An 11,213-nucleotide genomic window follows, 5' to 3' on the forward strand; every position below is an offset into this window, starting at 1 on the left:
CCTCCTGGATGGCATGACTATACGTTTCGCTGCACGTTTATGCAATCCAGGGATTGCCGTCCCACGGCTGGGCCGTCGAAACCTCAGCCCTCGACGGCCTCCGCGATCCGCAGCGCGGCCTGGTCGGGTGTGAGGTGGGTGGTGTCGACGACCTCGGCCTCGGCGTGCAGCCAGGTGCAGGCCGCTTCGGCGTAGGGCTCGAGGTACTGGAGCCGGAACGACGAGTTCGGCCCGACCACGGTGTCTCCCGCGATGCGCCCGCGCAGGGTGTCCTGGTCGGCGTGGAGGACGAAGTGCCGTACGGGGATCCCGTGGCCGGCGAGACCGGCGGAGATCTCACGCCAGTACTCCTCGACCAGCACCGTCATCGGCATCACCAGCGTCCCGCCGGCGTAGTCGAGCACCCGGCGGGCGGTCTCGACGACGAGCGGCCGCCACGGCGGCCAGTGCTGGAAGTTGTCCGTCTCGGGCAGTCCCGGCGTGATGTCCATGAGTGTCTCGCCGACCTTCTCGGCGTCGAACACCCGGGAATCCGGGAGCAGCCGCTGCACCAGCGCGGCCGTCGTCGTCTTGCCCACGCCGTGGGTCCCGTTGAGCCATACGATCATGCGTCCGCAGGCTAGCCCGGACCGGCGACACCGTGGGGCGGTTTCGTCGCCGGTCCGGGTGGCGTGCTGCCGGGCTACCGCTGCTTGATCCGCAGGAACGTCACCGAGTTCGCCGGGAAGGTGTACGTGAACTTGCCCGACACCCCCGAGAAGGTCGACGTCACCGGGGTCACCGGGGTGTCCGTCTCGGTGTTCACCGCGTCCTGGTCGGCCGCCAGGGTGGTGACCCGCGCCTTGGACGCGACCTTGGCGCCGCCGAGGTCGACGGCCGTGCGCGCGGCCGTGTCCTGGGCGTTGACGACCTTGACGATCAGCTCGCCGGTCCGCGTGTCCTTCGTGACGATCTGGCGGAACGGCTCGGCCGGCTTGTCGTCGGTGAAACCGCCCCACTCCTTGCCGTCGAGGTAGAGGGTGACCTGGCGGCCCCGCACCTTGATGTCGATGTCGTAGGCACGGCCCGTCTCGATCGAGCCGGGCTTCGTCACGAGCGTCGACTTGCCGCCACCCGAGGCCTGTTCGACGGCGGACTGGGTGTTGTTCCAGCCGCCCAGGTTCCACCAGTAGTAGTTGCCGGTGTCCTTGACGCCGAAGGCGACGAGGAAGCCCTCCTTGCCGGACTTCTTGGTGGCCTTCACGTGCAGGTCGTAGTTCTGCCAGGCCGGGTCGCCCGCCGTGACCAGGGTGTTCTCGGCGGCGGCGTCGGTCTGGACGTACTGGCCGTCCTGGACGGTCCAGCTTCCGGCGCCGCTGTGCTTCCACTGCGAGGCGTCACCGGAGAAGTCGTCGGACAGCAGGGTCCTCCCGTCGGCGGAGGTGACCTTCACGTCGTCGTAGGCCGCGCTGGTGGCCCAGGTCGACAGGCCGACGGCGCCGGTGATGGGGCCGCTGACGGCGGGTGTGCCGGTGGCCTTCGAGGGCACGACGCGGTCGCCGGTGTTGTTCATGAACAGCTTCTGGACCTCGTAGTTGGCCGAGTTCCAGGAGGCGCGGTTGTTGAACCAGATCAGGTCCGGGCGCCACTGCACGTAGTCCTCGTTGGCGAGCAGCGGGGCGTAGGAGGCGAGCTTGACGACGTCGGCGTTGCGCTCCAGGCCGGTCATGAAAGCGGCCTCGGAGAGGGCGTTCTTCCAGGTGTTGCCCTGGGAGGCGTACTCGCCGAGGAAGACCTTCGGGCCCTTCCTGTCGTAGGAGTCGTAGCGGTCGTTGTTCTGCAGGAACCACTGGGGGCTGTTGTAGTAGTGCTCGTCGACCATGTCGACGCCGGCGTCGCGGTTCAGCTTCCAGGCGGTGTCGAAGACGGCGCCCGAGTCGTCGGGGCCGGAATTGGAGACGACGGTGACGTCGGGGTACTTCGCCTCGACGGCGGCGCGGAACTTCTCGAAGCGGGCGAAGAACTCCTTCGGGAGGTTCTCCTCGTTGCCGACCTCGAGGTGGGTGAGGTGGAAGGGCTTGGGGTGGCCCATCTCGGCGCGCTTCTTGCCCCAGGGGGAGGTCACGGGCCCGTTGGCGAACTCGATGAGGTCCAGGGTGTCCTGGATGTGCCGCTTCAGCAGCGCCTCGTCGTCGACGGCCTTGTTCTGGCCGCAGCCGGTGACCAGGGCGGGCACGACGGGCAGCGGCATGGCGCCGATGTCCTCGGCGAAGCGGAAGTACTCGTAGTAGCCGAGGCCGTAGCTCTGGTTGTAGCCCCAGAAGTTGGCGTTGGTGGCGCGCTCCTCGACCGGACCGATGGTGTCCTTCCACTGGTAGGCGCGCTTGCGCTGCCAGCCGGAGGCGGCGCTGTAGTCCTGCATGGAGCCGGTGTTGACGAGGCAGCCGCCGGGGAAGCGCAGGAAGCCCGGGTGCAGGGCCTCGATCTTCTCGGCGAGGTCCTTGCGCAGGCCGTTGGACTGCCCCTTGTAGGTGTCGCGGGGGAAGAGGGACACCATGTCGAGGGCGGCGGGTGCGGTGGTGGCGACGGCGAGCCGGCCGCGGTTGCTGGTGCGGGTCGCGGTGAAGGTGGCGGTGTACTTGCGCCACTTCCCCTTGGCGGCCACCTGCCGCACCGTCGCGAGCGTGCCCGCGCTGTCCCGCAGCGAGACGGTGAGGGTGGTGCCGTTCTCGGCGCGGGCCCACACCGAGAAGTCGTACTTCTTGCCCTTCTCGACGCGGATGCCGGTGTTGTAACCGGCGTTGGTGACCGTCGAACCGGCACCCAGGGAGAGGTAGTTGCGGTTGCGCTCGTTGAGCCGGCCGTCGTCGTCCACCACCCGGGCCGCACCGTCGACCGCCCAGGACGTCAGGGGCGTGTACGAGCCGTTGTCGGCGGTGGAGTACTCGAAGGAGCGGTTCTGGACCAGTTCGGCGTACAGGCCTCCGTCGGCGGCGCGGTTGATGTCCTCGTAGAAGACGCCGTACATCGTGTCGTCGATCGCGGGGCCCGTGGCGGCCGGGTCGACGGTGATCGCGTAGTCGGCGGTGGCTTCCGCGTGGGCGGGGGACGGCAGCAGGGCCGTCGCGGTCAGGAGGGCGGTGGCGCCGAGACCGAGTCTCAGACGGGTGCGTGACATGGATACTCCGCGGCTCTCGCTAGGGGACGTTCGAAATATCGGACGATGGTCAGCACTTCGAACGGCAACATAGGGAGGGGACGGAAGCGCGTCAATGGGTCGCGCAGCAATGCGTGGGACGGAGAGCCGTACGGGATGGGCGAGTTCTGGCCAGTACCGGACGTACTGGCGTACCTGGCGGGGCGGTGGCGCACGGAGCGGTCGGTGCGGGACCTCGCGAGCGGTGACACCGGCCGCTTCGAGGGGACGACGGTGTTCGAGACGTGCGAGGACGGCGGTCTGCGCGGCCACGAGCGCGGCGCCTTCACCTGGCGGGGTGTGGCCCGTCCCGCCGAGCGGACGCTGCGCTACGAGCCGGGCGGCACGCCGGGCACGGTCCGGGTGCGCTTCGCGGACGGCCGGTTCTTCCACGACCTGGACCTGACGTCGGGTCGTCATGTGGCCGACCATCCCTGCGCGGCCGACCTCTACCGCGGCGAGTTCACCGCCTGGGGCCCGGACCGCTGGCGGACGGTGTGGTGCGTGGGCGGCCCGGCCAAGGACCTGCTGCTGACCACCGACTACGCCCGCGAGGGCTGACCTCGCGTCACGTCCGGGCCGGGTGCCGAGCCGGCCGCAGACGCGGGTGACGGGGGCGGGCGGGAGCGCGGCTCGGTCACCGCGGGCGGCAGGAGGCCCGGTACGGCCGCCGTGGGCGGCGCCTCGTCCCGGCCGGCCCGGTCCGGCGCCGGCCGTCCCCGAAGCGCTCCGCGGGCGGGGGTGGGCTGCGCGCAGCCGCGACGAACGCGACCCGAAGCGCCGTGCGGTGCCGGCGGGCCTCGGAAGCGGGACGGCCAAGAGATGTCACCGGTGGGTCACCCGGGGTGCGCCACGGCTCACGGGCCGAAGGTGTACGCCATCCACTGGTCGGGGCGGTCCAGCGCGGTGAAGCCGAGCTTCTCGTAGACCCCGTGCGCGTCGTGCGTGGCGAGCAGGACGCGGCGCAGCCCGTACGGCCTCAGGTGCTCCCGCATGGCGCCGACCAGGGCGGCGCCGAGGGCCTTGCCGCGCACCGCGGGGTCGACGTACACGTCGCACAGCCAGGCGAAGGTCGCCCGGTCGGTGACGACGCGGGCGTACGCCACCTGCTCCCCCGAAACCGCCTCGTACGCCCCGAAGTTGAGCGAACCGGCGATGGCCCGGTCCTGCTTCTCGCGGCTCCGGCCGAGCGCCCAGTAGGCGTCGGTGGACAGCCACCGGTGCACGCGTGCGGCGTCGATCCGGTCCGGGTCCGTGGAGATCTCGTAGCCCTCGGGCGGGCGCGGCACGTCGGTCATGCCGGGATGGTCGCAGCGGCGGGCGGACGGCGTCGACCGGTTATCCGCGCGCCCCGGCCTGCTCGCACACCTCGGCCCAGGCCGCGCTCAGCCGCCGCACCCCCTCCGCGATCTCGCCCGTCCCGGCCACCGCGGCGAAGCTCAGCCGCAGGTGGGCGGCCGGGGGCTCGGCGCTGAAGTAGGGGCGGCCCGGTGTGACGGCGACGCCCGCGCGCAGGGCGGCCGCGGTGAGAGCGGCCTCCCCCGTGCCGTCGGGCAGGCGCGGCCACAGGTGGTAGCCGCCGGACGGGACGTGGGCCAGGGAGAACTCGGGCAGGCGCAGGCGCAACGCGGACGTCATCGCGTCACGGCGGGCCCTCAGCTCGGCGGAGACGGCGCGCAGATGGCGCGGCCAGGCGGGCGAGCCGACGAGTTCGAGCGCCGCCTCCTGGAGGGGGCGGGGCACGAAGAAGGTGTCGACGACCTGGATGGCCCGCAGCCGCTCCAGCACGGGTCCGCGCGCGGCCAGGGCGCTCACCCGGAAGCTCGGCGAGGTCGCCTTGGTCAGCGAGCAGACGTGCACGACGACGCCGTCCGCGTCGTCGGCGGCCAGCGGGCGCGGCAGGGGCCCCGCGTCCTCGTGCACGAGCCGCCGCACGAAGTCGTCCTCGACGACGAAGGCGCCGGCCGCGCGGGCGATGCGCAGCACCTCGCCACGCCGGTCGGGGGCGAGGACGGCACCGGTCGGGTTCTGGAAAAGGGGCTGGCAGACGAAGACGCGGGCGCCGGTCGCCCGGAAGGCGTCGGCGAGCAGGGCCGGGCGCACCCCGTCCGCGTCGACGGGCACCGGGACCGGGCGCAGGCCGGCGGCGCGCGCGATGGCCAGCATGCCGGGGTACGTCGGCGACTCCACGAGGACGGGCGCGCCGGGCGGCGCGAGGGCGCGCAGGGCGGTGGTGAGCGCCGACTGTCCGCCCGAGGTGACGAGCACCTCGGCGGCGGTGACGGCTCCGCCGATGCTGCGGGCGAACCACTCCCGCAGTTCCGGCAGTCCCTCCATCGGCGGCCGGCCCCACGCGCCGGGACGGCGTCCGGCCCGGGAGAGCGCCGCCGCCATGGCCCGCTCCGGCTGCAGCGAGGGGTGCAGGTAGCCGCCGTTGAACTCGACGACGCCGGGCGGCGGCGCGGCCAGCGAGACCAGGACACCGGAGGCGTCCACCGAGCGCGGCACGAGGTCGGCGGCGCCGTCGGCGCTGAGCGCGACCTCCTGCCAGGAGGTGTCCCCGGCCGGCGCGGCGCCGGGCCGCGAGGGCGCCCGGAACGCGCCCGCGCCGGGCCGGGTGACCACCAGCCCCTCGGCGGCCAGGTGCGCCAGGGCGCGGGAGACGGTCACCGGGCTCACCCGGAAGCGGTCGACGAGGGCACGACTGGACGGGAGCTTTCCACCCGGCGAGTAGCGGTCGAGCTCCCGCCGCAGGTGGTCAGCCAGTTCAGCGACACTGCTACGCTCTTGCATGACAGCACAGAGTAGCGCTACCACCTCGACGGGGATAGCGGTCAACGACCCGGCCACGGCATCCGGCGGAGCGTCCTCCGGCACCCTGATGGCCGCGCTCGGCGTCGTCGCGTTCTCGCTCACCTTCCCCGCCACCGCCTGGGGCCTGGAGGGCTTCGGTCCCTGGACCCTGGTCGCCGTGCGCAGCGTCCTCGCCGCGCTGATCGCCGGGGGCTGTCTGCTCATGCTGAGGGTGCCGCCGCCCGAGCGGCGGCACCGGCCCGGTCTCGCCGTGGTCGCCGCGGGAGTGGTCCTCGGCTTCCCCCTGCTGACCACGCTCGCGCTGCGGACCTCGACCACCGCGCACGCGGCCGTCGTGGTCGGCCTCCTCCCGCTGACCACCGCGCTGCTGTCGGCGCTGCGCATCGGCACCCGTCCCTCGCGCACCTTCTGGATCGCGGCGCTGGCGGGCGCGGCGGCCGTGGTGGCGTTCACCGTGCAGCAGAGCGGGGGCGCCCTGACCACGGCCGACGCCTACCTCTTCGCGGCGCTGCTGGTGTGCGCGGCCGGGTACACCGAGGGCGGCCGGCTGGCCCGGGTGATGCCGGGCTGGCAGGTCATCGGCTGGGCGCTGGTGCTGTGCCTGCCGCTCACCGTGCCCGCCACCGCGCTGGCGCTCGCGTACGAACCCGTGCACCTGACGGCGCACGGCGTGGCCGGGCTGCTGTGGGTGGCGGCGGGCTCGCAGTTCCTCGGTCTGGTCGTCTGGTACCGGGGCATGGCGGCCATCGGCGTCCCGAAGGCCAGCCAGTTGCAGCTGGCCCAGCCGCTGCTCACACTGGTGTGGTCGGTACTTCTCCTGGGCGAACACCTGACGGTGGCCGCCCCGCTGACGGCGGCCGCCGTGCTGGTGTGCATCGCGGTCACGCAGCGGTCACGGGGCTGAGCGACAGACACGTGCGGCAGACGCGTGAGGAGGCCTCACAGATGCACGCGATGAAGGGCGACCAGCTGGTGCAGCACGGCCGGGTGGTCGGTGAGCACGACAAGGTCGCCGAGATCGTCGAAGTGATGGGCAAGGAGGGTACTCCGCCGTACCGGGTCCGGTTCGAGGACGGGCACGAGGCGGTGTGCTCCCCCGGCCCCGACTCCGAGATCCGGCACAGGGAGATCCGGACGTGACTCAGCGCGGGGTGTCCGCCGGCTGCCGGTAGTGGTCGGCGGCCACCCTCGCCATCGCGCCGATCCGGTCGTCCTTGACGTCCTTCGCGGCGAAGAAGACGTGCCCGCGCACCTCCGGGTGGTCCGCGGCCAGCGCGAGGTGCCGCGACAGCTCCTCCCGGTCCTGCCACGCGGCGGGCTGCGCCGGATCACCGGCCTTGTACAGCGCCTCCCCCACGTACAGCTGCGTCCGGCTGCCCCGGGCCACCTCCGCCCACCAGGGCAGCAGCTTCGCGTAGTCGGCCGCGGGCAGACCGATGTTCCAGTACAGCTGCGGGACGATGTAGTCGATCCAGCCCTCGCGCACCCACGTGCGCGTGTCCGCGTACAGGTCGTCGTACGTCTGGACGCCCGCGCTCGTCCGCGAGCCCCGCTCGTCGGTGGACGCGTTGCGCCACACCCCGAAGGGGCTGACGCCGAAGCGGGCGGTGGGCCGGGCCTTCTTGACGCGGGCCGCCGTCTCGCGCACCAGCCGGTCGATGTTGTCCCGCCGCCAGGCGGCCCTGGTGGCGAAGCCGCCGCCGTGGGCGCGGTACGTCCCGTCGTCGTCGAAGGCCTGGCCCGCCACCGGGTACGGGTAGAAGTAGTCGTCGAAGTGGACGCCGTCCACGGCGTACTTCTCCACCGCGTCGATCATCGCGTCCTGCACGAAGGCGCGGACCTCGGGCAGCCCCGGGTCGTAGTAGAGCTTCCCGCCGTACGGCACCACCCAGCCGGGGTTGCGGCGCGCGGGGTGCGCGGGCACGAGGCGGGACGGGTCGTCGTGCAGTGCGACGCGGTACGGGTTGAACCAGGCGTGCAGCTCCAGGCCGCGGGCGTGGGCCTCCCGCACGGCCGTGCCCAGCGGGTCCCAGCCCGGGTCCCGGCCCTGGCTGCCGGACAGGTACTGCGACCACGGCTCGTACGCCGACGGCCACAGCGCGTCGGCCGTGGGCCGCACCTGGAAGATCACCGTGTTGAGGCCGTGCCGGACGGCCGTGTCGAGGTGCTCGATCAGTTCGGCGCGCTGCTCGGACGCCTGCAGCCCGGCCCGGGTGGGCCAGTCGCGGTTGCTCACCGTGGCCAGCCACATGCCCCGCATCTGCGTGACGGCGCGACGCCGGCGCCCGGGCCGCCCCTGCGGTGCCGGTGGCGCGGGCGCCGCCGGCGCGGCGGGCGCGGGCGCCAGGGTGAGCGCCGACAGCGCGGCCACCGCGAAGGTCCGACGCGAGACACGGCCCATGGAAGACCTCCAGAACGCTGTGGATCCGCACCGTCACGGATCGTGTACGGGACCTCAGCATGCCCGACCCGGACGAGGGATCCGCGGCACTTCGGAGGTAACGTGCACGATCGGAGCAGGCACCGGGGACCCCGGTGGGCCTGCCTCAGCCGTGGAGTCAGCGAAAGGGACGATGTGACCGGCATCTCGGGAGATATCGCACGCGTCGGCGTGGTGGGCTGCGGTCAGATGGGGGCGGGCATCGCCGAGGTGTGTGCCCGCTCCGGCCTGGAGGTGAAGGTCGCCGAGACCACCGGCGAGGCCCTGGAGATCGGCCGGACCCGGCTGTTCAACTCCCTCACCAAGGCCGCGGAGCGCGGCAAGATCACCGAGGAGGAGCTGGCGGCGACGCAGGCGCGCCTGAGCTTCACCACCGACCTGGGCGAGTTCGCCGACCGCGACCTCGTCATCGAGGCCGTCGTCGAGAACGAGCAGGTCAAGACCGAGATCTTCCAGGTGCTCGACCAGGTGGTGACCCGGCCGGACGCGATCCTGGCCTCCAACACCTCCTCGATCCCACTGGTGAAGCTGGCGGTCGCCACCTCGCGGCCGGACCACGTCGTCGGCATCCACTTCTTCAACCCGGCCCCGGTGCAGCAGCTGGTCGAGCTGATCCCGGCGCTCACCACCTCCGAGGGCACGCTCAGCCGGGCGCAGCTCTTCACGGAGAAGGTGCTCGGCAAGCACTCCATCCGCGCCCAGGACCGCTCCGGCTTCGTGGTCAACGCGCTGCTGATCCCGTACCTGCTCTCCGCGATCCGGATGTTCGAGTCGGGCATCGCCAGCCGCGAGGACATCGACAACGGCATGGAGATGGGCTGCGCCCACCCGATGGGCCCGCTCAAGCTGTCCGACCTGATCGGCCTGGACACCGTCGCCTCGGTCGCGTACTCGATGTACGAGGAGTACAAGGAGCCGCTGTACGCCGCTCCCCCGCTGCTGCAGCGGATGGTCGACGCGGGCCGGCTCGGCCGCAAGACGGGGTCGGGGTTCTACACCTACGGCTGACGCCGCCTTTGTGGGCCTGACCCGGGGTTTCCCGGGTCGGGCCCACAGTTGTCCCGACCGGACGCACGATTGCGCGGAGCTGCGCGGTCCGGATTCGCGGATGTCCTGAAGTCGACCATGCACGGGTCGCCGGTCGGTCACAATGTCCCCGCTCAGGCAGGTGAGGGATCGCAAGGGGGACGTGTGGCCGAGCAGGCACCGGAGAGCGTGGCTACGGAACCGGGTGATGAGGTCGGACGACTGCCTCGCGTTCTCCGGGAGGAGATGGAGCGCGAGAGGCGGCGTTGGCGCATCGCGACCTTGAACTACGGGGTGACGTACTACCTGAGCCGCATTCTGCTGATCGCCGCCACGGCGGTGGTGGCGGCCGACCAGAACCTGAACGGTGGGCACGGGAGCTGGCTGACCGAGTGGGTGCCGGCACTCGCCCTCGGCGTGGCCGTCCTGACGGCGTTCGACACCTGGCTGAAGCCGCAGCAGAAGTGGAGGGGGTTCATGGAGTCGCGGGACGCGCTCGCGGACCTGATGATCCAGGCGGAGGACGGCATGTCCACCGAACAGGTGCGTACCAAGTTCCTCAAGCTGCGCCAGCAGCACCGGGAACGCAACATCTTCTGACGGTCCTGGGGCCGCCGGCGCAGTGTGGAGCGGCCTACCGGACGGCTGCCGCTTCCCGGAGCCGCTTCATCGCGCGGCGTTCCGCGGCTTCGACGTCCAGGCGCCCGGAAGGGTTCCCGTTCCGGGCGAGGACCGCCCCCCGGACCAGCGCCAGGTAGAAGAGCGCAGGGGCGCAGGGAGTCCAGTTCCTGCCGGGAGTGAGCAGGAAGTCGAGCACGCTGTCCGGGTCCGCGGGCACGAATGCGAACTTGTCGTGCTCCCATTTGTCTTCCACGCCCTTGCTGCGACGGGCGACGAGGTCGTCGGCGCTCAGGTCGGTGAGCACCGCACGGTAGAAGACCGCCCACTGGTGGTTGCGGACGTCCAGACCGAAGCCGAGCAGTTCCAGCTCCACCGGGTCGTCGTCCTGGACGGCGAGTTCCTCGCGCAGCGCACGGCGGGCCACGGAATGCAGCCTCATCGGTGAGCCGTCCTTGGGACTGTCGTGATTCGCCGCCATGCCCTCGTTCACCGACGAGTTCCAGCGCTCCTTGTTGTGCCCCTCGACGACGGTGCTCCGGCGGGCGAAGACCATCTTCTTGTCGACGCCCGTCTCGACCGCCACGTTGACGCCGAAGCTGCACGAGAGGAAGGCGGGCGCCTTGACCGGGTCCGCGTTCTCCAGGTACTGCGACCGCAGGGTGGCGTCCGAGCCCTCGCGCAGGGGCCTGTCGAGGTTGATGGAGGTGGCGAGGAAGTCGTAGTAGTCCGCGTCGCACAGGCTGAGCTGGATCAGGGGCTCCTCGGTCTCGTTGGTCCGCGAGACGATGATGCTCTCCACGGCGAACCGGGGGTTGTTCCACGCGAAGTGCTGGCCGGCCGCCTTCTTGCGCTGTTGCTCGGCTTCGATCTCCCCGCGCCAACGCTGGACCTCGGCGGGCAGCTGAACCCTTCGCCGTTCGGGTTCGTAGATGATCCGCACGTTCTCCTCGCGGATGGGACGGGTCCCATCACCCTCGAAGACGTGACAGTCCGTGACCAGGCTGCCGATGATGAACTTGTCGCGGTCTCCGCGTTCCTCCACGTGAACCTCCTTGTGGTGTACCGGTAGGTTATTACTGGCTACTCACTCCTGACTAAACATCAAATACGTTTGGCCATAGGTGTGTTGAGTCCTCG

The 11,213-nt window shown here is 71.5% G+C and carries 11 protein-coding genes; 5 read left to right on the forward strand and 6 right to left on the reverse strand.

Annotated features, from left to right (window positions below; translation table 11 throughout):
• Nucleotides 1-83: 83 nt before the first annotated feature.
• Together ACIRFH_RS22000 and ACIRFH_RS22005 are read right to left on the reverse strand one after the other, a co-directional pair.
• The gene (locus ACIRFH_RS22000) at nucleotides 84-608 is read right to left on the reverse strand and encodes an AAA family ATPase (protein ID WP_403523271.1); all 525 of its coding nucleotides are present in this window, start codon (nucleotides 606-608) and stop codon (nucleotides 84-86) included.
• A gap of 74 nt (nucleotides 609-682) precedes the next feature.
• Nucleotides 683-3,157: an alpha-L-arabinofuranosidase C-terminal domain-containing protein gene (locus ACIRFH_RS22005; protein ID WP_403523274.1), complete on the reverse strand. Its 2,475-nt coding sequence runs from the start codon at nucleotides 3,155-3,157 to the stop codon at nucleotides 683-685.
• A gap of 135 nt (nucleotides 3,158-3,292) precedes the next feature.
• Between ACIRFH_RS22005 and ACIRFH_RS22010 the strand changes: the two genes are divergently transcribed.
• Nucleotides 3,293-3,736 carry a DUF6314 family protein gene (locus ACIRFH_RS22010; RefSeq protein ID WP_403523277.1) on the forward strand — a complete coding sequence of 148 codons (444 nt, stop codon included), beginning with the start codon at nucleotides 3,293-3,295 and terminating at the stop codon, nucleotides 3,734-3,736.
• 296 nt (nucleotides 3,737-4,032) lie between these two features.
• On the opposite strand, the gene ACIRFH_RS22015 is transcribed toward ACIRFH_RS22010, so the two are convergent.
• Complete coding sequence (locus ACIRFH_RS22015) at nucleotides 4,033-4,473, reverse strand: GNAT family N-acetyltransferase (protein ID WP_403523279.1); 441 nt, start codon at nucleotides 4,471-4,473, stop codon at nucleotides 4,033-4,035.
• A 40-nt stretch (nucleotides 4,474-4,513) separates the two neighbouring features.
• On the reverse strand, nucleotides 4,514-5,968 hold the full coding sequence (locus ACIRFH_RS22020) for a PLP-dependent aminotransferase family protein (RefSeq protein ID WP_403523282.1): 1,455 nt from the start codon (nucleotides 5,966-5,968) through the stop codon (nucleotides 4,514-4,516).
• On the opposite strand from ACIRFH_RS22020, the gene ACIRFH_RS22025 reads away from it, so the two are divergent.
• Nucleotides 5,967-6,893: a DMT family transporter gene (locus ACIRFH_RS22025; protein WP_403523285.1), complete on the forward strand. Its 927-nt coding sequence runs from the start codon at nucleotides 5,967-5,969 to the stop codon at nucleotides 6,891-6,893. The two genes, ACIRFH_RS22020 and ACIRFH_RS22025, sit on opposite strands and share 2 nt — an antisense overlap.
• A 41-nt stretch (nucleotides 6,894-6,934) precedes the next feature.
• Entirely contained in the window at nucleotides 6,935-7,129 is a 195-nt protein-coding gene (locus tag ACIRFH_RS22030) for a DUF1918 domain-containing protein (protein ID WP_403523288.1), read from the forward strand.
• Between the two features lies 1 nt (nucleotide 7,130).
• Here ACIRFH_RS22030 and ACIRFH_RS22035 read toward each other — a convergent pair whose 3' ends face one another.
• The gene (locus ACIRFH_RS22035; RefSeq protein ID WP_403523290.1) at nucleotides 7,131-8,390 is read right to left on the reverse strand and encodes a glycoside hydrolase family 10 protein; all 1,260 of its coding nucleotides are present in this window, start codon (nucleotides 8,388-8,390) and stop codon (nucleotides 7,131-7,133) included.
• A 174-nt stretch (nucleotides 8,391-8,564) separates the two neighbouring features.
• Between ACIRFH_RS22035 and ACIRFH_RS22040 the strand changes: the two genes are divergently transcribed.
• Nucleotides 8,565-9,437: a 3-hydroxybutyryl-CoA dehydrogenase gene (locus tag ACIRFH_RS22040; RefSeq protein WP_403523293.1), complete on the forward strand. Its 873-nt coding sequence runs from the start codon at nucleotides 8,565-8,567 to the stop codon at nucleotides 9,435-9,437.
• A gap of 264 nt (nucleotides 9,438-9,701) precedes the next feature.
• A complete protein-coding gene (locus ACIRFH_RS22045) occupies nucleotides 9,702-10,055 on the forward strand; it encodes a hypothetical protein (RefSeq protein ID WP_403523296.1) in 354 nt (117 codons plus the stop codon).
• Between the two features lie 34 nt (nucleotides 10,056-10,089).
• On the opposite strand, the gene ACIRFH_RS22050 is transcribed toward ACIRFH_RS22045, so the two are convergent.
• Nucleotides 10,090-11,118 (reverse strand): translation initiation factor 2, encoded by a 1,029-nt coding sequence (locus tag ACIRFH_RS22050; RefSeq protein WP_403523299.1) that lies wholly within the window; start codon nucleotides 11,116-11,118, stop codon nucleotides 10,090-10,092.
• Between the last annotated feature and the right edge of the window lie 95 nt (nucleotides 11,119-11,213).

Origin of the sequence: Streptomyces sp. NPDC093586, assembly GCF_044764905.1 — a bacterium.
Classification (GTDB): Bacteria; Actinomycetota; Actinomycetes; order Streptomycetales; family Streptomycetaceae; genus Streptomyces.

Bases quoted from the DNA above. Each gene is read 5' to 3' on its own strand.
- ACIRFH_RS22000 (WP_403523271.1), bottom strand. From the start codon at position 608: ATGATCGTATGGCTCAACGGGACCCACGGCGTGGGCAAGACGACGACG.
- ACIRFH_RS22005 (WP_403523274.1), bottom strand. From the start codon at position 3,157: ATGTCACGCACCCGTCTGAGACTCGGTCTCGGCGCCACCGCCCTCCTG.
- ACIRFH_RS22010 (WP_403523277.1), top strand. From the start codon at position 3,293: ATGGGCGAGTTCTGGCCAGTACCGGACGTACTGGCGTACCTGGCGGGG.
- ACIRFH_RS22015 (WP_403523279.1), bottom strand. From the start codon at position 4,473: ATGACCGACGTGCCGCGCCCGCCCGAGGGCTACGAGATCTCCACGGAC.
- ACIRFH_RS22025 (WP_403523285.1), top strand. From the start codon at position 5,967: ATGACAGCACAGAGTAGCGCTACCACCTCGACGGGGATAGCGGTCAAC.
- ACIRFH_RS22020 (WP_403523282.1), bottom strand. From the start codon at position 5,968: ATGCAAGAGCGTAGCAGTGTCGCTGAACTGGCTGACCACCTGCGGCGG.
- ACIRFH_RS22030 (WP_403523288.1), top strand. From the start codon at position 6,935: ATGCACGCGATGAAGGGCGACCAGCTGGTGCAGCACGGCCGGGTGGTC.
- ACIRFH_RS22035 (WP_403523290.1), bottom strand. From the start codon at position 8,390: ATGGGCCGTGTCTCGCGTCGGACCTTCGCGGTGGCCGCGCTGTCGGCG.
- ACIRFH_RS22045 (WP_403523296.1), top strand. From the start codon at position 9,702: ATGGAGCGCGAGAGGCGGCGTTGGCGCATCGCGACCTTGAACTACGGG.